Below are 25,521 nucleotides of genomic sequence, written 5' to 3' on the forward strand. Positions count from 1 at the left end.
GCGGCTATCTGCCCGCCGTCTCGTCGTCGACGACCGCGAGCCGGGCGGTGAGGTCGTCGACGAACCGTCCGAGGAGACCGCCGAAGGTCTTGCGGTCCTCCTCGGACCAGTCGGTCAGGGCGTCGCCGAACCAGCCGAGCAGGGTCCGCAGGTACCGGTCGGGCACCTCCTTCCCGTCCGGTGTCAGCTCGATCAGGCGCGCCCGCTGGTCGTCGGGATCCGCGACCCGGACGACCAGCCCTCGCCGTTCGAGACCGTTGAGATGCCGGGTGACATGCGGCCCGACGACCTGCATGCGTTCGGCGATCTCCCCGACCCGCAGCGGCCGGTCGGCCATGTGCAGCGTGACCAGCACCGTCATCGCCGGCCGGTCGAGGGTGATCCCGGCCCGGTCCATCGCCCGCTCGACCAGCTGGCTGCGGTTGAGCACGGTGCTGAGCTGCGTGAGTCGGGGGAGCACCGCCATCAGGTCGAGCTCCGGTGAACCTGTGTCGTCCATCACGCCTCACAAAGATACCTAAGTTAGGTATATAGTCGCCTTGAGTCCATAAGGATACCTAAGTTACCTATCCAAGGAGCACTCATGAGCACCGTCCTGATTTCCGGCGCCAGCATCGCGGGCCCGGCCCTCGCCTACTGGCTGCACCGCTACGGCTTCGACGTCACGGTCGTCGAGAAGTCGGACGCGGTCCGCGGTGGCGGCTATCCCATCGACATCCGGGGCACCGCCTTGGACGCCGTCCGGCACATGGGTGTTCTTCCCCTGCTCCAGGACGCCCACATCAACACGCGCAGGCTCAGCTTCGTCGACGCCGACGGCGGGCGGATCACCTCGCTCCGGCCCGATTCGATCACCGGCGGAGTCGAGGGCCGCGACCTCGAGGTCCCTCGCGGGGACCTCACCTCCATCCTCTACGACACGGTCCGCGACGACGTCGAGTTCCTCTTCAACGACTCCATCGCCACCCTCGACCAGCACGGCGACGGCGTGGACGTGCGCTTCCGCGGCGGAACCGGACGCACCTTCGACCTCGTCGTGGGCGCCGACGGCCTGCACTCGAACACCCGCGCCCTCGTCTTCGGTCCCGAAGAGCAGTTCCATCACTACATCGGCTACTGCTTCGCGGGCTTCACCCTGCGAAACGACTTCGGGCTCTCACACGAAGGTGTCCTCTGGAACACGCCAGGCCGGGCAGCGGCGCTCTACGCCGTCAGGGACGGCGACATGGTGCACGGCTTCCTGAACTTCGCCCGCCCCGAACCGCCCATCCACGCCTTCCGAGATCCCGCCGCGCAGCGCGACCTGGTCGCCTCGGTGTTCGCCGGGGACGGCTGGCACATCCCGCTCATGGTCGACGCCATGCGGAACGCCGACGACCTCTTCTTCGACGTCGTGAGCCAGATCCGCATGCCGCGGTGGTCCAGCGGCCGGGTCGCCCTGGTCGGTGACGCCGCGCACGCGCCGTCGTTCCTCACCGGGCAGGGGACGAGCCTCGCCCTGGTCGGCGCGTACATGCTGGCCCGCGAGCTGGCCTCGAAGGCCGACCACACGGAGGCGTTCGCCGCCTACGAAGAAGGCATCAGGGAGTACGTGCGGCTGAATCAGGCACTGGTCACCGACGGGAACTCGACCATGTTCCCGAGTACGACCGAGGCCCTGGAGCAGCGCAATGCCGTGTTGCGCGGCCTCTCGACCCTGCCCAGAAACGAGGAGGAGCCCGCGCATTCGGCGCTCACGCTTCCCGCGCCCGCGCGGCCAGCCGGTCTGCCAGTGCGCTGACCAGATCACGTAATTCGTCCGGCCGTTCGATGACGAACGGCTGGTCGAGGGCGGCGAGCAGGGGCGGGATCCAGTCGAGCCGCTGGGCCCGGATCCGGGCGCGCACCCAGTCGCCGTCCGTCTCCAGAGTCGCCACGGACGGCGGGAAGACGGCGCGGATCTGCCCGGGTGTCGCCTGGATCCGCACGGAGACGTCGTGCCGGTGCGGCGTCTCGGCGAGAGCGGTCAGCACTCGCTCGGCCGGGTCGAATCCGGCGGGCACCTCGAAAGTCCCGGTCCGCGCCTCGGCCGACTTGATCCTGTCGACGCGGAAGGTGCGCACCTCGCCGCTCGCCGAGTCGAAGCCGGTCAGGTACCACCGCCCGGAATGCGCCACGACGCCATAAGGATGGACGACGCGTTCGCTGGCCCCGCCGTGACCGGCGAGGTACGCGAGCCCGACCGGGCGGCGATCCCGCGCCGCTTCCGCGACGGTGAGCAGCACTTCGGCCTCGGCTGACAGGGTTTCCCGGGCGGGCGAGGTGAAGTCGGCGGCCTCCATCAGCGCGTCCAGCCGCCGTCCCAGTGCTTCGGGCAGTACGCGGCGCACTTTCGCGACCGCGCTCTCGGCGGCCACGACCGACGTGGTGATCAGGCCGGCTCGCCGCCCCGCGACCAGGCCGAGCAGGACCGCCAGGGCCTCCTCGTCGGTGAGCATCAGCGGCGGCATCCGGTAGCCGGGGGCGAGGCGGTACCCGCCGTACCGGCCGCGCACCGAGCAGACCGGGATGTCCAGGTCGAGGAGGTGTTCGACATACCGGCGGACCGTGCGTTCGTCGACGTCGAGCCGCCCCGCGAGCTCGGCGACGGTGCGGGTGCCGCCGCTCTGGAGGATCTCCAGGAGGGCGAGCACTCGGGCGATGGGCCGCGTCACAGCGAAAGCGTCTCAATACCGGGCGGATCCTGTCCAGTATTGCTCTTAGCGTGGCCGGTGTTCCTGATTCCACCTCGAAAGGACCTGCCGTGCAGTTCGTTTCCGTCCGCGTGATCACCCACGACGTCACCCGCCTCACCGAGTTCTACGAGAAAGTGACCGGCCTCGAAGCGCGAAGGCCCGCCGAACAGTTCGCCGAACTCGTCGGCCCGTCGTGCACCTTGGCGATCGGTAGCGCCGAGACGATGACCCTGTTCGGCGGGGCCGCCGCGGTGCCCGAGTCGAACCGGACCGCGATCCTCGAGTTCTGGGTCGAGGACGTCGACCGGGAGTACGAACGACTGGCGGGCCTGGCCGAAATCGTGCAGAAGCCGACCACGATGCCGTGGGGGAACCGATCCCTGCTGTTCCGCGACCCCGACGGCAACCTGGTGAACTACTTCACGCCGAGCGCGCCGTAGTTCCGGACGAACGCGGTCAGCAGCCGGGCGAACTCGCGGCGGTCGTCGTCCGGCCAGTCCGCCATCGCCTCGGCGAACACCGAGCGGCGGAATTCGTGCATCCGCGTCACCTCGTCACGTCCGCTCTCGGTGAGGACCAGGACGGCGCGGCGGCCGTCCCGCTGATCGGCTTCACGCCGGAGGAAGCCACCCTCGACGGCCCGCGCGACCAGACGGCTCGCGCGCGGCTGGTCGATGGTCAACGCCGCCGCGAGGCTGGTCACCGTGCCCGGCTCGCCGCTCTCTTCGGCCGCCTCGACGGCGTCGAGAAGCCCCTGTACCGCCTGGTCGGGCATCGTTTCGGCGCGGTCGCGGGCGAGCTTCGAGAGCGAGCGCCTCGCCTGGCTCCGCCGGATGGCGATCATCGCGCGTTCCACGTCGGCCACGGCGTCCGTCATTGCTCACCCTCACCAAATGCATGTACTTTTACATGTAGTTGCCGTCTACATGAAGGAGTATCCATGAAGCCCATCGGATTCTGGTTCGCCCACCTTCACCAGGCCCTTGAATCCTCCCTCGATCGAGCCCTCTCCGGCGAAGCGCTGACCCGCCGTCATTGGCAAGTGCTGAACACGATCGACAGCGGAGCCCCGATCGCCGAAGCACTGTCACCGTTCGAGGGAGCGCAGGAGGCCATCGCCGAACTGCGCACTCGCGACTGGATCGACGACGAAGGCGGCCTGACCCCCACCGGAAGACAGGCGCACCTTCGACTCAAGACCGAGGTCGGCGAGTTCCGCTCGCGCGCGACCGAGGGCATCAGCGAGGACGACTACCGGACGACGGTCGGCGTCCTGGAACGCATGGCGGCGAACCTCGCGCGGGAATAACGCGGAACACCGCGGCGTCGTCTATCCTGGTAGTTGAAAGTTCAAACACCTGGAGCTGACATGACCCCGGTGCTTTACCTCAGCCACGGCGCGCCGCCGCTCGCCGACGACGCCACCTGGACCCGCCAGCTCGCCGGCTGGTCGGCCGAGCTCGAAAAGCCGAAGGCGATCCTCGTCGTTTCCGCGCACTGGGAAGAGGCGCCGCTGACCCTCGGCGCGACCACGACGGTGCCGCTGGTCTACGACTTCTGGGGTTTCCCCGATCGCTTCTACCAGGTGGAATACGCCGCGCCCGGCGCTCCCGAGCTGGCGGACAAGGTGCGGAAGCTCCTGCGCTCGACGCAGACCCCGGTCCACGACGCGCCCGATCGCGGCCTCGACCACGGCGCGTACGTCCCGCTGGTGGAGATGTACCCGGACGCCGACATCCCGGTGCTCCAGGTGTCCATGCCGTCACTGGACCCGCGCGAGCTGTTCGACCTCGGCCGCAAGCTCGCGCCGCTGCGCGACGAGGGCGTGCTGATCATCGGCAGCGGCTTCTTCACCCACAACCTGAGCGCGCTGGGCCAGACCGACGGCACCGACGGCGCGCCGCCGTCGTGGTCGAGCGAATTCGATCACTGGGGTGCGGAAACCCTGCGCGAAGGCGACCTCGACGCACTGCTGGACTTCCAGCACAAGGCCCCCGCCGCGGCCCTCGCGCACCCCAGGATCGAGCACTTCGCGCCACTGTTCGTCTCACTCGGCGCGAGTTCGTCCGAAGGGAAAGGCGAGACCGTCATCGACGGCTACTGGCACGGCCTCGCCAAGCGTTCCCTTCAGTTCGACTAGCGCGTGCGGAGCACCCCGGCACCCGCGACCAGGCCGAGTGCCAGCAGCGTGACCAGCCCGAAGGACACCGTCAGTGACGTCAGGTCGGCGATCCCGCCGATCAGCGACGGCGCGACGAGCCCGGAGGAGTAGGTGATGGTCGCGACGCCCGCGATCGACTGGCTCGGCGTCGGCCCGCTGCGTCCGGCCGCCGCGAAGGCGAGCGGGACGACGACGGAGACGCCGAGTCCGATCAACGCGAAGCCGGCCATCGCCATCACCGGATGCGCGGCCAGCACCACCAGCAGGCCGCCCGCCGTCGCGAGAACACCACCCGCGCGGACGGTGTTGACCGAGCCGAAACGCCTCACCAGCGCGTCGCCGGAGAGGCGGGCGACCGCCATCGTGCAGGTGAACGCGGTGGTCGACGCCGCCGCGATCCCGGGCGACGTGCCGAGGACGTCCCGCAGGTAGACGGCGGACCAGTCGAGGCTCGCCCCTTCGGCGAAGACGGCGCAGAACGCGACGGCGCCGATGATGACGGCCGACTTCGGCGGCAGCGCGAACCTCGGCGGCGGGTGCTCGTCGGGTGCGCTGCGGACGTCGAAAACGCCCTGACAGATGATCAGTCCGGCGATGGTGAGCACGGCGGACGCGATCGCCAGGTGCACCCGGGCGTCCAGCGCGGCGTGCGCGGCGAGCGCTCCGGCGGCGGATCCGACGAGCGCGCCCGTGGTCCACATGCCGTGCAGCCCCGACATCACCGACTTGCCCATCCTCTCCTCGACGTCGACGCCGAGGGCGTTCATCAGCACGTCCGAGGTGCCCGCCGCGGTGCCCATGACGAACAACGCGACGCACAGGGTGACGAGGTTCCCCGCCAGCGCGGGGAGGATCAGCGCCAGCGTCCAGTACGCGAGCAGGATCCGGAGGCCTTGCCTGCCGCCGAGCCGGTGCCCGATCCGCGCGGCGAGCGGCATGGTGAGCGAAGCACCGATGGCGGGGAAGGCGAGCGCGAGGCCGAGCTGGCCCGCGCTGATCCCCGCGTGTTCCTGGATCCACGGGATCCGGGTGGCGAAACTGCCGGTCACCGCGCCGTGCACGGCGAAGATGGCGGCGACGGCGACCCGCGCCTGCCGCACCCGCCGCGTCGGCCCGCCGACGGTTTCCACTGTATTGGTCACTGGGCCCCCAAGGTCCATGAGACAACTCGACGACGTCAGCGTAAACTATCAGGAAGGGAACCTGATAATTAATTCTGGGAGGATCTGCCGGTGAGTGTCATCCGGATGCCGTCCGCCTCCCCGAGCACCGCGCGGGCCATCAACGACCGCCTGGCCCTCGACCTGCTCCAACGCGAGGGCCCGCTGACGGCCAACCAGCTCAAGACGTTGACCGGGCTGTCCCGGCCGACCGTCGCCGACCTCGTCGAACGGCTGCGGGACGCCGGGCTGATCGAGATCGTCGGCGAAGCGGGCGCCGAACGCCGGGGGCCGAACGCGAAGCTGTACGGCATCGTCGCCGATCGCGCGTACCTCGCCGGGCTCGACGTCCGCACCCACGGCATCGCCGTTTCGGTCGCGGATCTGCTCGGCCGGACCCGCGCCGAAGCCGCACTGCCGTTCGAGCTGGACGTCGACACCGATGCGGCCGTCGAACGGGCGATCGCGCTGCTGAAGACCACCACGGCCGAAGCGGGTGCGAGCGGGCTGCACACGATCGCCGTCGGCGCTCCCGGCCTGGTCGACCCGGCGACCGGCGGGCTGCGGCCCGCCGGGGGACTGCCCGCGTGGCACGGGAAACTCGTCGACGAGCTCCGGCGGCGGCTGGGCGTCCCGGTGCTGCTGGAGAACGAGGTCAACCTCGCGGCCGCGGCCGAACAACGGCTCGGCGCCGCCCGCGACCGGGAGACGTTCGTGCTGCTGTGGCTCGGGTTCGGCGTCGGCGCGGCCGTCGTCCTCGACGGTTCGCTGCGGCGGGGCGCGTCGGGCGGCGCGGGGGAGATCGGGTTCCTGCCGATGCTGGGACCCGGACGGCTCCCGACGTCGACCGACTGCGACGGCGGCTTCCACACCCTGGCGGGCAGCGCCGCGATCTGCGAACTCGCCCGCGCGCACGGCCTTCCGGCTTCGTCTGCCGACAACGCCGAAGCGGCCGAAGCCGCTGTCGGGTACGCGATCGACGCGGAGGCCGAGGAATTCCTGGAGATCGTCGCCGAGCGGATCGCGATCGGCACCGCCGCCATCACCGCGGTACTGGACCCGGGCTGTGTCGTGCTCGGCGGCGAAGTCGGCCGCGCCGGTGGCGAGGCGCTGGCGGCCAGGGTGAGCCGGCGGCTCGCGGAGATCTCGCCGCTGCGGACCGAGGTGCGGGCGGGGACCGTCGGCGGGAGCGGGGTGCTGGAGGGTGCGGTGCTGACCGCGATGGGCGCCGCCCAGGACGCGCTGTTCACGATGTCGTGACCACGACAAAGCGGGCCCGGGAGAAAATCTCCCGGGCCCGCTTCTTCGATCAGTTGGCGCTAGCCGACTGGCAGGTTCACATGGTGTGGAACTTCTTGCCGGTCAGGGTGCCGATGAAACGCTGGAACATGCTCAGCGGCGACGAGTCGACGCCCGCCAGAGCCGGGACCTGCGCGGTCGGCATCGCCGGGGCGTTGCTCACGACGGGCAGGGTGCCCGCGGTGGGCAGCTGCACCGGCAGCGTGCTCGCGGTCGGCAGGGCGCCGGCCGTGGGGAGGGCGCCCGCGGTGGGCAGAGCCACCGGCAGGGCACCGGCGGTCGGCAGAGCACCGGCGATCGGCAGGCCACCCGCGGTGGGCAGCGCCACCGGCAGGCCACCGGCGATCGGCAGCGCGGTCAGCGCCGGGAGCTGCGCGAGCTTCGGAGCGTCCGCACGAGCGGCGTCACCGGGCAGACCCGGGGTCTTCGGCAGGGCCGGGACACCGGGCAGGGCCGGGGTGACGGGCAGCACGGGCAGGTCCGCCTTCGGCATCTGAGTCGGGAGCGACGTCAGACCCTTCAGCGCGGACACGCCGGCGAGAACGCCACCCAGCTGGGGGGCGTCGGCGCGAGCGCCACCGACCGCCGGGGTGGTCGGCAGGGTGCCGGCACCGTTCATCGACGGGATCGAACCGAAGGGCAGCGCGGGGAGCGCGTCGATCGGCATTTCCGAACCGACCGAGTCGGTGAAGGCGCGGGTGTAGTCCGCGTCGTTGATCTCGGTGTCGTCGGTCGAGTTCTCGTCCGCGATGGCCAGCACCGGGATCTCGAGCTCGTTCAGCGGGATCGAGAACACCAGCGGGTGGTGCAGGTTGAAGCCGGAAAGGGCCTCTCCGCTGCCGTCCGTGATGCTGTCGCCGCCGGCCTGGCCGTCGATCACGCTGTCCGCGTTCGTCTCGGAGACGCCGCCGGCCGCCGCGATGGCGTCGCCGAACACCTCCGGAACGGCCGCGACCGGGATGTCGAGGATGTTGCCCGACAGCGATCCCTCGGTGCCCGAGGTCTCGACGTCGCCGCCCGAGGTGGCGTCGATGGTGTCGAGGCCCTCGGCGTCGGCGATGCCCGCCGCCGCGATGGCGTCGTGCGTGACGGGCACGATCGGCAGCGCCTGCGCGCCGATGATGTTGCCCGCGACCGCGCCGTTGTCACCGGTGGTGGTGGCGTCGCCGCCGGCCGCCGACATGACGTCGTTCAGGCTGTTGCCCTTGGCGATGCCCGCACCGGCCACGCCGAGCCCGGTCACCGGGACCGTGCCGCCGACCGGCGTCTGGACGATGTTGCCCGCCAGCGCGCCTTCTTCACCGTTGGCGGTGGCGTCGCCACCGGCCGACGAGTCGGTCAGGTTCGAGCCCTCGCCCGACGCGATTCCGCCCAGCACCGCGGCGAAGTTGTGCGCCTGGACCGGCAGGGAGACCGGGCCGTAGACCAGGTTGCCCGCGCCCGCGCCACCGTCACCGGTCGCGTGGACGTCGCCGCCCGCGTTGGAGGTGGTGTCGCCGTCGGCGCCACCGTGACCCTGACCGATGAACGCGCCACCGATCCCGAACGCCTGCACCGGCAGCGAAGCCGGCACGGTCGCCAGGTTGGAGCTCAGGAAGCCGTTGTCGTCGGCGGTGTTCCCGCCGCCGCCGCCGGAGACGACCTTGGTCTCGTCGGCCGAGCCGGAGCCCTGGCCGATGAACGAGCCACCGACGCCGAAGACCTCGGCCGGAACCGCGGCCGGGACCTGGACGATGTTGCCCGAGCCGGACGAGTCGTTGCCCGTGGTGCCGTCGTACCCGCCGGCGGTCACGGTCTTGGTCTCGGTCGCCTCGGCGACGGCCTGTCCGATGTGCGAGCCACCGACGCCGTAGACCTCGGGGGCCAGCGCGGCCTGGGTGTTGACGATGTTGCCCGCGAGGGTGGAGTCGTCACCGTTGGTGTGGCTGCCGTTGCCGGCGTTCGCGTCGACGGTGTTCTCGCACGAGGTCGAGGACACGTTGCCGATGTAGGTGCCCGCGATGCAGGTCACCTCGACCGGGGCCGCCACGGCCGGGTCGACGATGTTGCCGCCGGCCGCGGAGCCTTCGCCCTCGGTGCTGACGAAGCCACCGGCGTCGACGACGCTCGAGTGGCTGGTGCCGCCATCCTTGCCGGTGTTGGCGAGGCCGACCCAGCTGGCGGCCACGCCGCCGACGTTCGCGACGTCCGCGGTCTGCGGCACGATCGCGTTACCCGCGACGGCCGAGTCCTCACCGGAGGTCTGCACGTAGCTGGGGACGTTGCTCCAGCCGGGCGTGGTGTCGCCGGCCTGCGCGTCCGCCGAGGAGCTGCTGTTCGAGTTCGCGAGCGAACCGTGCACAGCGGCGGCGTTGTCGTTCACCTTCGCGGGCAGCGCGACCGGCACCGCGGCGACGTTGCCGCCGAGGGCGGAGTCGTCACCGTCGGTCTCGACCCAGCCGCCGGAGGTGGCGTCGGTCTCGGCCTCGTAGCCGGAGCTGTTGGCGTTGCCGATGATCCAGGAAGCGGCGTTGCCGGTGACCTGGACCGGGGTGGCGAGCTGGCCTGCCACCACGTTGCCGGACAGGGCGGAGCCCTCGCCGTCGGTGGTGATGTTGCCGGTCTCGGTGGTGCTCTGGCTGGCGGAACCGCCGACCACGCGGCCGGTGCCGCCGGCGAGCCCGCCGCCGTTGCCGGCGATCTGCACGGGCAGCGCCCAGTCGAGGGCGACGACGTTCCCGGCGAGGCTGGAGTCCTCACCGGAAGTCTCGACGTCCTGGTTGTGCGACCAGGTCTGCTGGTGGTTCCCACCCTCGACCTCGGCGTCGCCGATCACGCCGATGGCGTTGTCGACGATCTGGATCGGGACGACGACGTCACCGACGACCTTGTTGCCCTTGAGGATGTCGTCCGTGGTGGTGAACCCACCACCGGTCAGCCCACCGCTGACCTGACGGGCCGAGTCCTTGGCGGCCAGCGGCGCGGGGACGGCGCCCTTGTTCGAGAGCTGGGGAAGCCCTCCGCCGATTCCGTCGCTGCTGCTGCCGGGCGACGTGACACCGTCGAGCGCGTCCGAGACGGGCTTGGTGACGGCCTTGGTGCTGACCTCGCCCCTGTAGCCGGGGACGTCGAGCTGGCCGAGGGGCGTGCCAACGGCGTTGTTGTCGATCTCGATGGGAACGGTGACGTTCGCGTCGAGCGGGGAGGCCGGGGTGTCGGGGTTGACCTGTTCGTCAGCCGAAGCGATGCCGGTGCCCAGCATCAACAACCCACCCGTGACCAACGCGGTCTGGAGTCCGCGCTTTGCCCAGGATTGCATGGGGTTTTTCTCCTTCATTTCGGGTTCCCTTTCGGGTTCGAGGAGGTGCTCTCGAAGAAGCACCTGAGGGGGGGGTGGAGCGAATGCGGGCGCGAAAAAGCGCACCGCCGTTTCGCGGGGGATCAGGAGCGGACGCGAAGCCAAGCCCGGAATCGGGAGGCGTGAGGCGCGTCGGCTACCCCGCGGAGGGAGGTGTTCAGTCGGGAGTGACGCCGGGCTGCGAGCCCGGGGTGAGCGGCATGTACCGCGTGCCTGCCGGCGAGTAGCCGGTCAGGGAACGCTCGACGGCCGAGACGAGCCAGGCGGGAACGCCGTGGGTCAGGCCGTCGAGGTGACCACCGGGAGCGTTGCCGCCACCGGGGACAGTCGGGATGGAAGGCGCGACGGGAAGCGGCGCCGGGGTGAGCGGACGCGGGAAGTCACCGCGGTGTCCGTCACGGAAAGGAGAGTCTTCGTCCTGGGCGGAGGCGTCGTGCTGCTGCACGACGGCCGGCATCGGGAGGAAGGTCTCGGAGGAAGCGGGGAACTGGGTCGTCGCCAGCTGCGCGAAGTCGGTGACCTGGTCGCCGGCGCCGATGGTGTCCAGCGGGGACTTCGGGTCGACCGGACCGCCACTGACCGGGAGGTCCGGGACGAGGCCGCCGTGCCCCTGCGGGTCGAGGAGGTCCCAGACCTTGCGGCCGAAATCGGGCGACGGGGCGAACGTCTCGTCCAGCACCTGACGGGTGTCCTGCGGCTTGCGCACGATGTGCTCGACGGCGCCGAGGGTCCGCTTGACCGGGGTGACCACCGAGTTGTCGGCGAAGTCGGTGACCGCGTCGCTGACGCGGGTGGAGACCTCGTGCCGGTCGGCGCGGATGTCTCCACAGTGGTGCTTCGACCCGTTCTTGCCCGGCATCGACCACGCGGTGGCTTGCTGCTGGTCGCCGCACATCGCTCCGGCGACATCGCCGGAGAACTTGCCCGCGCCGTGCGAAACGTCGTTCAGCCCGGCCACGGTGGCATCGGTGACCGGGGTGACGCTCGTTTCGGGAGCGGAGACCACCGGCGCGATGTCGGCCGAAGCGGAAGCACCGGACACGGCCCACGCGGCGGCGGAACCGGCGACGGCGCCGCCGAGAACGAACAGCGCACGCGAAGCGAGACGACCGAAGCGCGCCGCGCCCCGCCCCTCGTTCTTCGCCGCGTTCGTCACTCGGTCTCCTGCCGTGTCGGTATGCCGTCGGTGGTTGCGGAACCGAGGTAAGCAAAGGGAGGAAGGGCAAAGCGAGCCAGGAACACCTTGATGGCACGATAGTGTGAAGAACACACGGTGTAGCCCGAAATCACGTTACGTGATCAGCGCTGGCGGGACACGGTTACTTCCGAGTCGATCATGGGGCGATGTGTCAAGCGTCGCTTTGGGCGAATTCGACCGTGCGCGTCGCCCGGAATGTTCAAGAACGCCGTCCCGGACCGATACGGTGAGCGCGTGAGCGAGTCCCAGCGCAAACAGCCGGAATCCGGCCCGGCGAACCCGTTTCTCTCCGAGTCCACCGAAGACGTCACCAACGTGGTGCCTCGCGGCCTGCGGATCGGCGCGGCGCTGTCGTGGCGCTTCATCGTGGTGATCGCCGCGCTCTACGTCATCGTGTTCCTCATCGGCTACCTGTCGGTGGTCGTCATCCCGCTGTCGATCGCGCTGCTGCTGGCCGCGCTGCTCGCTCCCGCGGTCGCCAAGCTGCAGGCGCTGAAGTTCCCGCGCGGGCTGGCGGCCGGGATCGTGCTGATCGCCGGGCTCGCGGTCCTCGGCGGGCTGCTGACGTTCGTCGTCGCGCAGTTCTCCTCCGGCCTGCCGGAACTGCAGAAGCAGCTGACGGAGAGCCTCAACCAGATCAAGACCTGGCTCATCGACGGACCGCTGCACCTGCGCCAGGAGCAGATCCAGGAGTTCATCAACCAGGCGATCGGCTTCCTGCAGAACAACCAGGCGTCGATCACCACCACCGCGCTCACCACGGCGGGCACGGTCGGCGAGATCGTCACCGGCTTCATCCTGACGCTGTTCATCCTCATCTTCTTCCTCTCCGGCGGCGACCAGATCTGGAAGTTCCTCGTCCTCGGCGTGCCCCGCCGGGTGCGCAACCGGGTCGACGTCGCCGGACGGCGCGGGTTCGCCTCGCTGGTCAGCTACGTGCGCGCGACGGCGGCGGTGGCCGTCGTCGACGCGGTCGGCATCGGCGTCGGGCTGGCGATCGTCGGCGTGCCGCTGGTGATCCCGCTGGCGACGCTGGTCTTCCTCGGCGCCTTCATCCCGATCATCGGCGCCGTGATCGCGGGCGCTGTCGCGGTGCTGATCGCACTGGTGACGAAGGGCGTCGTCGGCGCGCTGATCGTGCTGGCCATCGTCATCGGCGTCATGCAGCTGGAGAGCCACGTGCTGCAGCCGATCCTGCTCGGCCGCGCGGTCAAGCTGCATCCGCTCGCCGTGGTGCTCGCGATCACCGCGGGCCTCGTGACCGCCGGGATCGCCGGGGCGCTGCTGTCGGTGCCGCTGCTCGCGGTGCTCAACGCCGGTATCCGGTCGCTGCTGCACGAACGGGATCCCGATCCGGACGAGGTCGACGTCCTGCGGGATCAGGCGGCGCAGCCGAACGATGCCGAGGAAGCGACCAAAACGGAGTCATGACGAACACCCCGCTCTGGCGAGCCGTCTCGGCGCTGGGCACGCGGGACCCCGCGACGCCGCTGTGGCGCGGGGTGATCGTGCTTCGCGTGACGACGCTGCTCTTCGCACTCGGCTCGTTCATCGTCCACTACGACGGCTACGCGAAGCAGTGGCTCGCGTGGGCCGCGTTCGGCGTGATGACGGCGTGGACGGTGCTCAGCAGCGTGTTCTACGCGCGGCCGTCGACACGCTGGCCGTGGCTGGTCGTCGTCGATCTCGCGCTGACGGTCGTCCTCATGTTCACGTCGGCGTGGGTCCTGTCCACCGCGCAGTTCGACGCCAACACCCCGCTCCTCACGACGGTGTGGGCGGCTGTCCCGCCCGCGGCCGCCGGGACGCGCTTCGGCGCGCTCGGCGGGGTGCTCGCCGGGCTGGTGGTCTCGGTGGTCACCGGGCTGGTGCGCTGGCGGTTCGACGTCGACGTCGCGCGGGACGGCTTCCTGCTGACCGCGAGCGGGTTCGTGATCGGGCTGGCCGCGACCATGGCGCGCCGGTCCGCGGACGCGCTGACCAGGGCGTTGCGCATGGAGGCCGCGACGGCCGAACGTGAGCGGCTCGCCCGCTCGATCCACGACAGCGTCCTGCAGGTGCTCGCGCGGGTGCGCAAACGCGGCGCCGAATTCGGCGGGGAGGCCGCCGAGCTGGCGAAACTGGCCGGTGAGCAGGAGATCGCGCTACGGGCGCTGGTCACCACCGAGCCGACGCGGCCGAGCGCGAACGGGACGACCGACCTCCGTGCCGCGCTACAGCTGCTCGCGACACCGTCGGTGCAGGTCTCGACGCCCGCCGGCGAGGTCCGGCTGCCCGAACACATGACCGCGGAGCTGGTGGCGGTGGCACGCGAAGCGCTGCTGAACGTCGAGAAGCACGCCGGTGAAGAAGCGCATGCCTGGGTGCTGCTGGAGGACCTCGGCACCGAGGTAGTGGTCAGCGTCCGCGACGACGGCCCCGGAATCGCGCCCGGGGTGATGGAACGAGCGGCGGCCGAGGGACATCTAGGTATCGCGGAGTCCATCAAGGGGCGCGTGCGGGATCTGGGCGGGAGCGCCGCCCTGGACACCGCGCCGGGCCAGGGCACGGAATGGGAAGTCAAGGTTCCAGTGGCGGCGAGGGGAAAGCGATGACCGACGCGCCTCAAATTTCGGTGATGGTGGTCGACGACCACCCGATGTGGCGGGACGGGGTCGCGCGCGACCTGGCCGAGCACGGTTTCGACGTACGGGCCACCGCGCCGGACGCGCCCGCCGCGGTGCGGATCGCGCGCACGGTCCAGCCGGACGTCGTGCTGATGGACCTCAACCTCGGCGAGACGTCGGGCGTGGACGCGACCCGGGAGATCACCGCGGAGCTGCCGTCGACCAAGGTCCTGGTGCTGTCCGCGAGCGGCGAGCACAGCGACGTCCTCGAGGCGGTCAAGGCCGGGGCGTCCGGATACCTGGTCAAATCGGCTTCGGCGAGCGAACTGGTGGACGCGGTCAAGCGGACGGCGGCGGGGGATCCGGTGTTCACCGCCGGACTCGCCGGACTCGTGCTCGGCGAATACCGGCGGATGGCCGACGCCCCGGACGACGGGCCCGCCCCACCGCGGCTGACCGAACGCGAGACCGACGTCCTGCGCCTGGTCGCGAAGGGGATGACGGCGCGGCAGATCGCCGAGAAGCTCGTGCTGTCGCATCGGACGGTGGAGAACCACGTCCAGTCGACGCTGCGGAAACTCCAGCTGCACAACCGCGTCGAGCTCGCCCGCTACGCCATCGAGCACGGGCTCGACGGGGAGTAGCTCAGCCCTGGGCCACGGTCACCACCGACCGGTTCCGTTCGGCGGGCAAAGGTGTCTTGACGACCGTCCATCCCGGCCGGTCGAGTCGCCAGCTCGCGACGACGTCGGTGGCGAGCACCAGGACGTCGTCCTCGGACCATTCGATCGCGACCTGCTTGAGCGGGGTCGCGATCGGCATCGAGGGCGCGTGGGTCCAGGTCAGCGTGTCGAGGGCGAGCACCCAGACGTCGGCGGTCTGCGTACTCGTCGCGGCCCAGGCCGGGTCGCCGAACAGCACGGCGACCTTGTAGCCGTCGCGGCTCGGGAGCACCTGGCCCGGCATGCCGTTGGGCACCGGGCGTTCGACCGGAACGCGCTGATCGTTGCGCAGGTCGAGCACGGAGAACCTGGTCAGCTCGGCGAGCAGCAGCCGGTCCTTGGTGATCGCCAGTATCCGCGGGAACTGGTGCACGGCGCGGCCGGTGGCGGGGTCGATCAGCACGTCCTCGGCGGCGGCCGTCCCGCTGTTCACCGTGATCAGCAGGCCCTTCGGCACCTCTTGGCGCACCGCCGTCGTGCAGCTCGCCGGGCGGCCGCGATCCCGTTCGGCGCCGAGCAGGGACACGTACTGGAGACGGCAGAGGTCGTTGCCGTCATCGCGGATCAGCCAGACGCCGGTCTCGTCGGCGGACGGGGCCACGCTCCTGGCCTTGCCCAGCTTCCACGGCTGGTTCTTGGGATCCCCGTAGACGAGCACTTCGGACGGCTCCAAGCACGACGGCCCGCAGCGGGCGGCCGACAGCACGACCGGGAACTTGCCGACCCGCAGGACGTCGTTGACCCGGTCCCCGGCCGGAGCGCCGGGCAACGGTGTCGTGGCGCCGGTGGCGGGATCGAGGATCGACGGTGGTGAGGTCGCCATGACGAGCCGGAATCCGCTGTAGTCCACCGGTTCGCCTTCGATTCGCGACGGTGGCGGAGGTGTCGACGCAGGCGCGGGTGCGGGTGCTGGCGTGGCGTCGGTGCATCCGGCCAGCAAGAGAACCACCGCCATCAGGGCGGTACAGGGGAGAAGTGCGGGTCTGTTCAGGGTATTTCCCCGATCTCGCGCGTGAGATCCGGTTCTACCATTCCAGTCATGGGCGAGGAAGAGCAGCCGACGACCGAAACCAAGCCGTTGACCGGACGGGACATCCGGGTCTCCGACGCGGAGCGCGAGCACGTCGTCGTGGTGCTGCAGAAGGCGATCGGCCTCGGGATGCTGAACCTCGACGAGTTCACCGAGCGGACCGACCGCGCCCTCGCCTCGAAGACCCGCGGTGAGCTGAACGCGGTGCTCACGGATCTGCCGGGCCTGGTGCATCCCGAAGCGGGAGTGGTGCCGCGTCAGCAGCAGAACCCGTGGGCGCCGCCGCCGGGGCAGCACGCCTACGCGCAGCCGTCCGGGCAGGTCATGGAGCTCAACGGCAAGTACTCGGCGTTGCAGCGCGACGGGAACTGGCTGGTCCCGGAGTCGATGGTGATCCGGAACAAGTACGGCGCCACGAAACTGGACTTCTCCCAGGCCGAGATCCCGCATCCGGTGGTGCACATCGAACTGCAGGCCAAATGGGGTCCGGTGGAGATCACCATTCCCGAAGAAGGCGCCGTCGACACCAACTCGATCTCCGACATCAAGTTCGGCAACCTCGACGACCGGACCCGGTCGAACGGACGCCCCGGCACGCCCCGGTTCGTCATCACCGGGCGCGTGCACGGGGGATCGCTGATCATCAAGTACCCGCGTCGGGGCTTCTTCGGCTAGGCACCGACCGGCCGCACGTGCCGGAGGTGCCGGATCACGAAGCAGGCGACCGCGGCCAGCACCAGCGCGGCCAGCCCGGACACCGCGTGCATCCCGCTGGCGAAGGCGTCGTGCGCGGGCACGGCGTCGGCGAGCCTGGCCTGGGTGACGGCGTTGCCCAGCGTCCCGACGGTCGCGATGCCCAGCGCGTAGCCGAACTCGTTGCCGGTCTGCGACAACGAAGCCGCCGAACCCGCTTTCTCCGGCGGAACCGAGCCGACCACCAGATCAGTGCCGAGGGTGACCAGCGGCCCGCCGCACAGGCAGGTGATGGCGAACGCGATCGACGGGATCACCGGACCGGCGCCCGCCTCGACCTGCGTCAGCAGCAGGAAACCGGCGATCGCCCCGGCCAGGCCGCCCGAAATCAGGGTGGCGGGCCGGAAACGGCGGGCGAGGATCGGCGCGCCCAGGAAGCTGACGGTCGACGCGAGCATGCCCGGCAGCAACGCCAGCGCGGCGCCGACCGGTGAAAGTCCCACCACGACCTGGAAGAACTGCGCGACGAAGAGCATCGTCGTCCCTCCCAGCATGGTGAACGCGCACATCCCGCCGATCGCCGTCGTGAACGCGCGGCTGCGGAACAACTTCAGGTCGATCAGCGGGTCTTGGAGGATTCGCTGGCGCCGCACGAACACCACGCCGAAGCCGAGGCCGATCAGGAGCGCGGCCGCCGGGACCACGTGCACGCCGTCGCGGCGAGTTCCTTCACGCCGTAGACCGCGGGCAGGATCGTGACCAGCGAAAGCGCGACGCTCGCCGGATCGAGACGGCCGGCGTTCTCGTTGCGGTACTCGGGCAGGAACTTCGGTCCGACGACGAGCAGCAGGACCATCGCGGGAACGCCGAGCAGGAACACCGAACCCCACCAGAAGTGCTCCAGCAGCACGCCGCCGACGATCGCGCCGACGGTGAAGCATCCCGCCCAGATGCCGATCGCGAGGGAGCGCTGGCGGCTGTCGAGGAACAGGTTGCTGATCAGGGCGAGCATCGACGGCGCCAGTGTCGCCCCGGCGATGCCGAGGATCGCGCGGGCGGCGATGAGCATCAGCGCGCTGGTCGAGAACGCCGCCAGCACGGAAGCCAGTCCGAACGCCGTGGCCCCGATGAGCAGCAGTTTCCGGCGGCCCACGCGGTCACCGAGGGTGCCCATGGTGACCATGAACCCGGCGATCATGAAGCCGTAGACGTCCATGATCCACAGCTGCTGGGTGCTGTCGGCGCCGAGGCTCTGGCTGAGTTTCGGCAGCGCGAGGATCAGCACGAACACGTCGAGGGAGACCAGGAAGGTGGGAAGGGCCAGTACGGCCAGCCCGACCCACTCCCGGCGTCCCGCCCGTGTCGGGGTCTCGGTGGTCGTCATGGTCCGGTTCCTTTCGTCGCACTCGGTGTCTTCACCAGTGCGTCGAAGCGGTGGACCGGATTTCGACATCAAGCGTGCAGAAGGATCACCAGGCCGATACCGATGAGGACGACCGGAAGCAAGAAGTGGCCCCAGCGCGTCAGGGCGCGGGCGATCACCGGACGGGTCGCGAAGTAGCGGCCCGCCGCGCACCAGACCGCGACGAGCGCGAGGAACACGGCCGCGTACACGATCAGCCCGCCGGTGCCGGTGTTGGCGAAGACAGGCACGTAAACGCCGATGTTGTCGCCGCCGTTGGCGAAGGTCACGCCCGCCACGGCGAGAACGCCGGGACCGACGTCGGGCTCGTTGTCCTCGTCGTCCTTACGCCAGACGCGCCACGCCGCCCGGAGACCGAGCAGGAGCGGTACCAGCCCGAGCCAGGGCAGAACGGCTTCCGGCAACAGACCGGCACCGAGCGCCCCGACGATCGAAACGGCGAGGATCCCGGCGAACCCGAGGTACTGCCCGGCCACCACCCTCGCCGCGCCCGCACGTCCCGTCGCGCGGCCGAAGAAGAGCGCGAGCAGGACGATGTCGTCGATGTTGGTGACCACGAACATCGCCGCGGCCTGGCCGAAGATCACCACCAGGGGAGCAAGGGACCTTTGCTATCGCTTGGCTGCGGCTGCCCTCGCCTCAACGGGGTCTGCCGTCGCCAGTACGGCCTCGGCGAGGGCCTCGCATTCGGCCAGCGTCGTGGCGGCCAGGCTCGCACCCACCGCGCGCACGGCGGGCGCGTTCATCGAGAGGCTGGTCAGGCCGAGCCCGGCCAGCACCAGCGCGAGCCTCGGGTCGGCGGCGGCCTCACCGCAGACCCCGGCGGGCTTGCCGGTGTCCTTGGCGGCCTGGCCGATGACCTTGAGCAGGCGCAGCAGCCCGGGCTGCCACGGGTCGTTGAGCTTGGCGACCGCGCCGAGCTGGCGATCCGCGGCGAAGGTGTACTGCGCGAGGTCGTTGGTGCCGACGGAGACGAAGTCGACCACGTCGAGGATCTCGCGGGCGGTCAGCGCGGCGGCCGGGATCTCGATCATCACACCCGCGCGGGCGATACCGGCGGCACGCGCGCGCTCGGCGAACCACGCGGCCTCGGCGGCGGTGGCGACCATCGGCGCCATCACCGACACCTCGGCACCGGAATCCTGCGCGGCACCCGCGATGGCCTCGAGCTGGCGGTCGAGGATCTCGGGCCGGTCGAAGGCGACGCGAAGCCCGCGTACGCCGAGAGCCGGGTTGGGCTCGGCCTCGGGCTCCAGGAAGGCGAGAGGCTTGTCGGCGCCCGCGTCGAGGGTGCGGACGATGACCGGCTTGCCGCGGAACGGCGAGAGCACGGCGGTGTAAGCCTTGCGCTGTTCGTCGACGGTCGGCTCAGCGGAAGCGTCGAGGTAGCAGAACTCGGTGCGGAAGAGACCGACACCTTCGGCTCCGGCCTCGGCCGCGGCCTGGGCGTCGGTGGCGGAACCGACGTTGCCGAGCACCTTCACCCGGTGGCCGTCGGCGGTCGCGCCGGTGCCGTCCCACTCGATCGCGCCGGTCTTGGCGGCCGTGACGATCTCGGCGTCGGGGTCGGCGACCTCGACCACGCCGGTGTCACCGTCCACCGCAAGCGCTTGCGCGTCGAGCGAGAGGAGCCCACGGACCGCGACGACGGCCGGAATGCCGAGCGCGCGAGCGAGGATCGCGGTGTGACTGGTGGGGCCACCTTCTTCGGTGACGAGCGCGAGCACCTTGTCCGGGTCGAGTCCGGCGGTGTCGGCGGGCGCGAGATCGCGCGCGACGAGCACGCTCGGCGAATCCAAATCGGGAACGCCCGGAGGCGCGATGCCGAGCAACTCGGCGACGAGCCTGTCTCGCACGTCGAGGACGTCGCGGGCCCGCTCGGCCATGTAACCGCCCGCGGCAGCCAGCGCGTCGGCGAACTTCCCCGCCGCCTGGTAGACCGCACGCGGAGCGGGCAGGTTCTGAGTCTTGACCAGCTGCTCCGCCGAGGAGACGAGCGCCGGGTCGGCGGCCATGGCCGCGGTCGTGATGAGAATCGTCGCGGCCTCGCCGGTCGCGGTCTCGGCCAGCTTCTCGAGCCGGGCCGCCACGATCTGCGCGGCCGGGGCGATCCGGGCGGCCTCGGCGGCGGGATCGGCCGGTGCCGGTTTACTCGCGGGCTCGCCAAGGGGTTCGGCGACTCGGACGACAGGACCGCTCGCGCGGCCGGGACTGACGGCAACCCCGGTCAGTGACTCAGACGGCATGGTCTAGACCATATCTCATAGGGGGCGTGACCTGGCTCATAGCCAACAGCACAACACAGAAGAACACATCATTCCAGTTCGGATGCCGTCGGATACGAAGGCTGCGCGCCCTGGCGAGTCACCGTGATCGCCGCCACCTTCACCGCCCAGCGCGCCGCGTCGGCCAGCTCCTCGCCCTTCGCGAGCGCCGTGGCGAGCGCGCCCGCGAAAGCGTCACCCGCGCCGGTGGTGTCGACGGCCTCGACCTTCGGCGACGACACTTCCGTGACCCCGTCCGCGGTCACCACCACCGCTCCCTTCGCGCCGAGCGTCACGACGGCCGCCTTCGGACCGAGGTCGAGCAGCTGGGGGAAGTCGGCCTCGCCACCGAGGAGGAACGCCGCCTCGTGCTCATTGACCAAAAGAACGTCGAGACTCTGGAGTGTCTTCGCGGAGAGTTCGGCCGCCGGCGACAGGTTCAACAGTGTCTTCACGCCTTTTTCGGCGGTTTCGCGACGGCGTGCTCGACGGTTTCGAGCGGGATCTCCAGCGACAGCACCACGATCTCGGCGCCGTCGAGATCGACGTCCTCGGGCCGCAACCCGGAGTTGGCACCGGGCGAGACGAGAATCGAGTTCTCGCCGTCGGGCGTGACCGTGATGTACGCGATCCCGGTAGGACGTTCGCTGGTGCGCAACGAGGCCGTGTTCACCCCGGACTCGGCCAGCGAGCGCTTGAGCAGCTCGCCGTACGGGTCGTCGCCGACCGCCCCGAGCAGCGCGACGTCGGCCCCGAGCCGCGCTGCCGCGACCGCGGTGTTGGCGCCTTTGCCACCCGGCGACAAGGTCGTGTCGCCACCGAGTACGGTTTCGCCACCACCGGGTCGCCGGTCGACCGGGACCACGAGATCGGCATTGGCGGACCCGATGACCAGCACCTGAGAAGTCATGGAGGGAACCTTGCCATGACCAGTGGTTGTCCGGTCATGACCCTTCTCCCGGCGAAGATGTGAAGAACTTTGTAACTTTCCTGGTGCGTAGTGCGACAATCAGGCGAGCAGCGGAACGCCGTCACTCTTTCGGGGGATAACCTTCCCCCGGGCGTCACTTCGGCGATCACGCCCGCTCTTGAGATGCGTTGCCGCGTTCACGCGGTGACGTTGCCCCGATCCCGGCGTAAGCCTGGACCAGGGCATCGGGTCGCCGGCGTCGATCACGTAGCCCCCCGAGTGATCGGCGCCGGCGGCGCCCCGTTTCGACGGGCGCCTCAACTCAGGATGCGGTCGTGTTCTGCGGGACTCCCCGATACTCGCTCAACTTGTCCGGCCGGATCATGGTCATCGCGACCCGGATTTCGGCGAACGCGGCGTCACTGAACGCCTCGGGAATCCGGTAGCCCTTCACGACCGGCGGAAGCGGACGGCCGTCGAGGTTCGCCCCGATTTCCCATAGCCCCTTCAGCGTTCGATGGCGTTTCGCGAATTCCTCGTCGAGGGGGAAGAAGTCGATCATCCGCAAGGCGCGTTTGCCACCGTTCACAGTGGTCAGCCGAAGCTCGCGGAGCTCTTCCCACCCCACCTCGAAGGTCGCCTTGTCACGACGGAACCAGCGAATTCCTTCGACCGACACCGTGAACTTGGTGCACCAGGTCGCCTTTTTCCACCGCGCTGGAGTGCAGAACCAGAGCCATCCGGGAGAGAGAAGTCCGATCGCAGCGATCGTCAGTGTGGCTTCGCGGAGCTCTGTCCCGCGTCCCGCCGTGAAACCTACGATCCCGGAGACGACGGCGACGACGAAGATCGCCCCGCAAACGCGCCAGAACTTCGCGGACGACCAGTCGTTGGGCGTGACCGTCCTCGATGCCGTCGAGGGAAGACCGACAGGAGCAGCCACGCCGCCCAGTGGACGAACCGACGAGAGAGAAAGCGAGGTGGTCACGGAAGCCTCGGAGACAGGTTTGCGGAAACGCTTGTTCCGTCGCCAGTGGGCGAACAGGCCCAACCCCACGAACCCGCCGATGCCGGGTGCGACGCTCCACCACGGAACGTCGCCCTTGAAGTCCCGGGCGTAGTACCTGCCGAGCTCTTTGACCCGGACGGACTTACCGATGTCGGCCGGGGTCAACTCGTCCGGGAACGAGCGCGCCGTCACGACTTCCTTCCTGGATCCAGACGAATAGGGGCGAACCTCGATGTCGCAGACCCAGTAGTAGCCGATCCCGGCGATGCTCAGCGGCCCTATCTCCTCGCAAGTCTTCGCCGTCGCCATGTCGACGAACTTGCTCGTTCCCTCCTCGTCGTGGGACACCAACCCGCGGCCGAGCAGAGTCCAGCAGATCAGCGCGTAGAGGAACACGCCGACGGCGACACCCGCCACCTTCCAAGGGGATCTGCGCGTGACCGTGGGAACTGCTTCGTACCCGGTCATCAGAAGACCACTACTCACTGGATAGACCCGGATATCCGTTGCGTTCCAGGCTGCTCGAAAATCGGCTGTTGCTCGACAGGCTGCCTGGAGCCGACTGCTCCGTTGGCCTTCTCTGGCGGCTTGGGTTCGCCGGTGGCGTTGATGGTCGTCTCTCGCCGGTCACGCGCCTTGTCTTCCGACGCGCTCTTGACCACCTCTTTGACGGCCGACTTACCTGCTTCCTTCACCACCTCCCAGAACGCCCCCATCCCCGCGCCCTCGAACACGTCACCCTTCTTGAGGAGGTCACCGACGTTCTTGTAAAAGTCCATCAACATGGACTTCGCGCGCATGAGGACGCGCATCAGCTTCTCGGCCCATGTCATGGCTTCAGTGCTTTTTTCGATCGCGAAGGGAACACCCTCCGCGGCCAAAGCCGCCGGGTAGGCAGGCGGCGGATACCTGGCGATGATCATGACGATCTTGGCGAGAGTGTCGGTGATCAAGTCGCGAATGATCGTTCGAACCACCGAGAGCACTGTCTTGCAGATGTTGATGATGTTCCCGGCGAGCTCGGCGAGCCGGACTATTTCCCGGTACCCGTTGAGCTGCTTTTGCACGTAGGCGCGATACGCGTCGGCGGCGGCACCCGACCATTCCATGCAGTTCTTTTGGACCTCATCGGTCAGCGTCTCGGCCGTCGTCTTGACGTACTTGCCGACCTCAAGCCATTTCTGCACCTCGAGATCAAGTGCGTCTTGGTCGCCGGAAACCCAGTCAAGAGGTTCCTTCAAGAAGTCAACGTGTTCGATGATCCACCCAAAACCCCAGCTCATCAGGGTTTCCAGCGGGTTCTTGATGACCTCGACGATATCCGGCACGGCTCCCGCGAGGCTGAGGAGTCCCTCCGTCCAGTCACCGTTCAGGAGCTTTTCCGCGCCGCCGAACACATCCTGGACGGCGCCCGCACCCTCCAGAGCGTTGTCCACCTTGTACTTCTCGGCGTCCGTTTCGCCCTTGGCGTTCTTGAGGACGTCGTTCTCAGCCACGTTCCACCTGCTCTGCCCGCTTCAGAAGGTCGATCGCGTCCTGCTCGGTCACCCGACGCACTTCGGCCCACTTCCGTACCGCCGCGACGTGGTGCTCGCCCGCCGAGATCGCGGACTGCAGAGCCTCCCGCACGTTCTCCGAAAGGTTGTTGCAGATCAACGGCATCCCGCACATGTTGCCGATCAGACCGAAGGCCAACATGTCCACACGATCTTTGTCCGCGTCGAGCGCGACCCGTAAATGCTCGTGAGTCTCTTCCACTTGTTTGGCGTGCTCGTCGATCTGGTCAGGGTTTACGTTGAAACCCTGGTCTCCTTGTGGCTGCCCCATGGTTCTCCCCTCCCTCAAGTACCCGCTCAGCGCAGGAAGTCGCCGCCGGTGAAGTAGTCGTCCTCGTGATCCGTCTGCTGCCGTCGCGCGGCACGAGGCGGCGCAGGCGAAGCGGGCGGCACGGGCGGCTTGGGAGCAGGCGGGGGCGGAGGGGCGTCGAGTTCGTCTTCGGCGACGAACCGGTCGTCCTCGTCTACCGTCCGGTGGCCGCCCTCGACGTAGCCCGCCGGCTCGGGTTCCGGGTACTCGTTGTGCAGCTGGTCGACCAGTTCGTTCATGGTCTCGCTGCCCGCGATGGACGGGACGCCGGTCTGCACCGCGTCCGCCAGTTTGCTCTGTGCGCTTTGGACGACGCGGAGGATCTCCTGCGCGAGCGCGGGGTTGTCCCGGACCGACGGACCGATTTCCAGGCCCACCAGGTTCCCCGCGTGGTTGACCTTGACGGAGATCTGGCCGTCCTTGCTGCGTTCGGACACCGAGACGCTTTCGATCTCGGTGCGCATCTGATTCGCCTTCCGCTGGGCGTCGGCCAACTTGGCCTCGAAATCAGCGAAGAGCTGCTCAGGGTTCGACACGCGAACCTCCCCTGTTCACGTCGTAGCCATTCGGCGACCGAGTGTGGCATACCCGTCTGACATCGGGGAACGTTTCGCGCGCATCCACACCCCGGTCGTGTGGATCACCACAGCGGGCCCCGGTTTTCCCTACCGGACATGGCGGCCAGCCCGGTGTTCGCCCAGGTCAGCGGCTCATACCGTACTGAACATGACGATTTCGGACTGGAAACGCGCGATCTACGCGCTTCTCGCACTGCCGGGTTACCTCGGCGGCGCGAAGGTTCAGCGTGGGCTCGCGCGGCGCTGGCTCGGGGAGCACGGCGGGGGACGGCCGCGGTTCGTGGCGGCCTTCGGTCCGAGCGCGGTCGCGTTCCTGCTCGCGTTGCTGCTCTTCTATCTCGCCGGGCGCATCGCGACCTACGGTCTCTTCTGGTCGGGGAGCGACCCCGAGGGCACGTGGGGCGGCCCGACGCTGGTGGGGGCATGGGTCGTGCACTTCTTCGTCGCGCTCGGGATGTCCGTTCCGGTTTTCCTGGCGCTCCGGCCACTCACCCGGCTCCAGGCTCGCCTTCTGGGCTCATCCCCGGTAATGGGGCACTGACCACCTAGAA

The 25,521-nt window shown here is 69.4% G+C and carries 23 protein-coding genes and 2 pseudogenes; 10 read left to right on the plus strand and 15 right to left on the minus strand.

The window, feature by feature from the left end:
• Nucleotides 1-4: 4 nt before the first annotated feature.
• On the minus strand, nt 5-499 hold the full coding sequence (locus ACZ5IK_RS15220; RefSeq protein ID WP_465488329.1) for a MarR family winged helix-turn-helix transcriptional regulator: 495 nt from the start codon (nt 497-499) through the stop codon (nt 5-7).
• A gap of 84 nt (nt 500-583) precedes the next feature.
• On the opposite strand from ACZ5IK_RS15220, the gene ACZ5IK_RS15225 reads away from it, so the two are divergent.
• Nucleotides 584-1,780 carry an FAD-dependent monooxygenase gene (locus ACZ5IK_RS15225; protein WP_465488217.1) on the plus strand — a complete coding sequence of 399 codons (1,197 nt, stop codon included), beginning with the start codon at nt 584-586 and terminating at the stop codon, nt 1,778-1,780.
• On the opposite strand, the gene ACZ5IK_RS15230 is transcribed toward ACZ5IK_RS15225, so the two are convergent.
• On the minus strand, nt 1,734-2,693 hold the full coding sequence (locus ACZ5IK_RS15230; protein ID WP_465488218.1) for a helix-turn-helix transcriptional regulator: 960 nt from the start codon (nt 2,691-2,693) through the stop codon (nt 1,734-1,736). The genes ACZ5IK_RS15225 and ACZ5IK_RS15230 overlap by 47 nt on opposite strands.
• Before the next feature lie 89 nt (nt 2,694-2,782).
• Here ACZ5IK_RS15230 and ACZ5IK_RS15235 point away from each other — a divergent pair, with 89 nt between their 5' ends.
• Complete coding sequence (locus ACZ5IK_RS15235; protein ID WP_465488219.1) at nt 2,783-3,154, plus strand: VOC family protein; 372 nt, start codon at nt 2,783-2,785, stop codon at nt 3,152-3,154.
• Here ACZ5IK_RS15235 and ACZ5IK_RS15240 read toward each other — a convergent pair.
• The gene (locus ACZ5IK_RS15240) at nt 3,130-3,591 is read right to left on the minus strand and encodes a MarR family winged helix-turn-helix transcriptional regulator (RefSeq protein ID WP_465488220.1); all 462 of its coding nucleotides are present in this window, start codon (nt 3,589-3,591) and stop codon (nt 3,130-3,132) included. The two genes, ACZ5IK_RS15235 and ACZ5IK_RS15240, sit on opposite strands and share 25 nt — an antisense overlap.
• Before the next feature lie 63 nt (nt 3,592-3,654).
• On the opposite strand from ACZ5IK_RS15240, the gene ACZ5IK_RS15245 reads away from it, so the two are divergent.
• Together ACZ5IK_RS15245 and ACZ5IK_RS15250 are read left to right on the plus strand one after the other, a co-directional pair.
• Entirely contained in the window at nt 3,655-4,023 is a 369-nt protein-coding gene (locus tag ACZ5IK_RS15245) for a MarR family transcriptional regulator (protein WP_465488221.1), read from the plus strand.
• A 60-nt stretch (nt 4,024-4,083) separates the two neighbouring features.
• On the plus strand, nt 4,084-4,854 hold the full coding sequence (locus ACZ5IK_RS15250) for a dioxygenase family protein (protein WP_465488222.1): 771 nt from the start codon (nt 4,084-4,086) through the stop codon (nt 4,852-4,854).
• Here the strand turns inward: ACZ5IK_RS15250 and ACZ5IK_RS15255 are convergent.
• Nucleotides 4,851-6,017 carry an MFS transporter gene (locus ACZ5IK_RS15255; protein ID WP_465488223.1) on the minus strand — a complete coding sequence of 389 codons (1,167 nt, stop codon included), beginning with the start codon at nt 6,015-6,017 and terminating at the stop codon, nt 4,851-4,853. The two genes, ACZ5IK_RS15250 and ACZ5IK_RS15255, sit on opposite strands and share 4 nt — an antisense overlap.
• 90 nt (nt 6,018-6,107) lie before the next feature.
• On the opposite strand from ACZ5IK_RS15255, the gene ACZ5IK_RS15260 reads away from it, so the two are divergent.
• Nucleotides 6,108-7,295, plus strand: coding sequence for an ROK family transcriptional regulator (locus tag ACZ5IK_RS15260; RefSeq protein ID WP_465488224.1), 1,188 nt, complete (start codon nt 6,108-6,110; stop codon nt 7,293-7,295).
• Nucleotides 7,296-7,371: 76 nt separating this feature from the next.
• Here the strand turns inward: ACZ5IK_RS15260 and ACZ5IK_RS15265 are convergent, their stop codons facing one another.
• Nucleotides 7,372-10,632 (minus strand): beta strand repeat-containing protein, encoded by a 3,261-nt coding sequence (locus ACZ5IK_RS15265; protein ID WP_465488225.1) that lies wholly within the window; start codon nt 10,630-10,632, stop codon nt 7,372-7,374.
• A 196-nt stretch (nt 10,633-10,828) separates the two neighbouring features.
• Complete coding sequence (locus ACZ5IK_RS15270) at nt 10,829-11,827, minus strand: hypothetical protein (RefSeq protein ID WP_465488226.1); 999 nt, start codon at nt 11,825-11,827, stop codon at nt 10,829-10,831.
• Between the two features lie 276 nt (nt 11,828-12,103).
• Here ACZ5IK_RS15270 and ACZ5IK_RS15275 point away from each other — a divergent pair, with 276 nt between their 5' ends.
• Genes ACZ5IK_RS15275 through ACZ5IK_RS15285 form a run of 3 tightly spaced genes read left to right on the plus strand, consistent with a single transcriptional unit; the run spans nt 12,104 to nt 15,119 of the window.
• Nucleotides 12,104-13,300, plus strand: coding sequence for an AI-2E family transporter (locus ACZ5IK_RS15275; protein WP_465488227.1), 1,197 nt, complete (start codon nt 12,104-12,106; stop codon nt 13,298-13,300).
• Nucleotides 13,297-14,463, plus strand: coding sequence for a MacS family sensor histidine kinase (gene macS, locus ACZ5IK_RS15280; RefSeq protein WP_465488228.1), 1,167 nt, complete (start codon nt 13,297-13,299; stop codon nt 14,461-14,463). Before ACZ5IK_RS15275 ends, macS begins: the two co-directional genes overlap by 4 nt.
• Nucleotides 14,460-15,119, plus strand: a complete 660-nt coding sequence (locus tag ACZ5IK_RS15285) for a response regulator (RefSeq protein ID WP_101611536.1) — start codon at nt 14,460-14,462, stop codon at nt 15,117-15,119. Before macS ends, ACZ5IK_RS15285 begins: the two co-directional genes overlap by 4 nt.
• 1 nt (nt 15,120) lies before the next feature.
• On the opposite strand, the gene ACZ5IK_RS15290 is transcribed toward ACZ5IK_RS15285, so the two are convergent.
• Entirely contained in the window at nt 15,121-16,047 is a 927-nt protein-coding gene (locus tag ACZ5IK_RS15290) for a hypothetical protein (RefSeq protein WP_465488229.1), read from the minus strand.
• Nucleotides 16,048-16,236: 189 nt separating this feature from the next.
• On the opposite strand from ACZ5IK_RS15290, the gene ACZ5IK_RS15295 reads away from it, so the two are divergent.
• The gene (locus tag ACZ5IK_RS15295) at nt 16,237-16,902 is read left to right on the plus strand and encodes a DUF1707 SHOCT-like domain-containing protein (protein WP_465488230.1); all 666 of its coding nucleotides are present in this window, start codon (nt 16,237-16,239) and stop codon (nt 16,900-16,902) included.
• On the opposite strand, the pseudogene ACZ5IK_RS15300 reads toward ACZ5IK_RS15295, so the two are convergent.
• From ACZ5IK_RS15300 to ACZ5IK_RS15335, 8 genes and pseudogenes are all read right to left on the minus strand, one after another.
• Nucleotides 16,899-18,304, minus strand: a pseudogene (locus tag ACZ5IK_RS15300) (MFS transporter). The gene ACZ5IK_RS15295 and the pseudogene ACZ5IK_RS15300 sit on opposite strands and share 4 nt — an antisense overlap.
• Nucleotides 18,305-18,372: 68 nt before the next feature.
• Nucleotides 18,373-18,906: a cadmium resistance transporter gene (locus ACZ5IK_RS15305; RefSeq protein WP_465488330.1), complete on the minus strand. Its 534-nt coding sequence runs from the start codon at nt 18,904-18,906 to the stop codon at nt 18,373-18,375.
• Nucleotides 18,907-18,954: 48 nt separating this feature from the next.
• Nucleotides 18,955-20,589, minus strand: coding sequence for a phosphoenolpyruvate--protein phosphotransferase (gene ptsP, locus ACZ5IK_RS15310; RefSeq protein ID WP_465488231.1), 1,635 nt, complete (start codon nt 20,587-20,589; stop codon nt 18,955-18,957).
• Nucleotides 20,590-20,657: 68 nt separating this feature from the next.
• Nucleotides 20,658-21,517, minus strand: a pseudogene (locus tag ACZ5IK_RS15315) (ribokinase).
• Between the two features lie 322 nt (nt 21,518-21,839).
• Entirely contained in the window at nt 21,840-22,943 is a 1,104-nt protein-coding gene (locus ACZ5IK_RS15320; protein WP_465488232.1) for a DUF6346 domain-containing protein, read from the minus strand.
• Nucleotides 22,944-23,008: 65 nt separating this feature from the next.
• Nucleotides 23,009-24,022: a hypothetical protein gene (locus tag ACZ5IK_RS15325; protein ID WP_465488233.1), complete on the minus strand. Its 1,014-nt coding sequence runs from the start codon at nt 24,020-24,022 to the stop codon at nt 23,009-23,011.
• The gene (locus ACZ5IK_RS15330; protein WP_465488234.1) at nt 24,015-24,353 is read right to left on the minus strand and encodes a hypothetical protein; all 339 of its coding nucleotides are present in this window, start codon (nt 24,351-24,353) and stop codon (nt 24,015-24,017) included. Before ACZ5IK_RS15330 ends, ACZ5IK_RS15325 begins: the two co-directional genes overlap by 8 nt.
• Before the next feature lie 26 nt (nt 24,354-24,379).
• A complete protein-coding gene (locus ACZ5IK_RS15335; RefSeq protein ID WP_465488235.1) occupies nt 24,380-24,928 on the minus strand; it encodes a YbaB/EbfC family nucleoid-associated protein in 549 nt (182 codons plus the stop codon).
• 190 nt (nt 24,929-25,118) lie between these two features.
• Here ACZ5IK_RS15335 and ACZ5IK_RS15340 point away from each other — a divergent pair, with 190 nt between their 5' ends.
• Nucleotides 25,119-25,511 (plus strand): hypothetical protein, encoded by a 393-nt coding sequence (locus ACZ5IK_RS15340; protein WP_465488236.1) that lies wholly within the window; start codon nt 25,119-25,121, stop codon nt 25,509-25,511.
• The last annotated feature ends 10 nt before the right edge of the window (nt 25,512-25,521 follow it).

This window comes from Amycolatopsis sp. NPDC031561 (assembly GCF_055580625.1).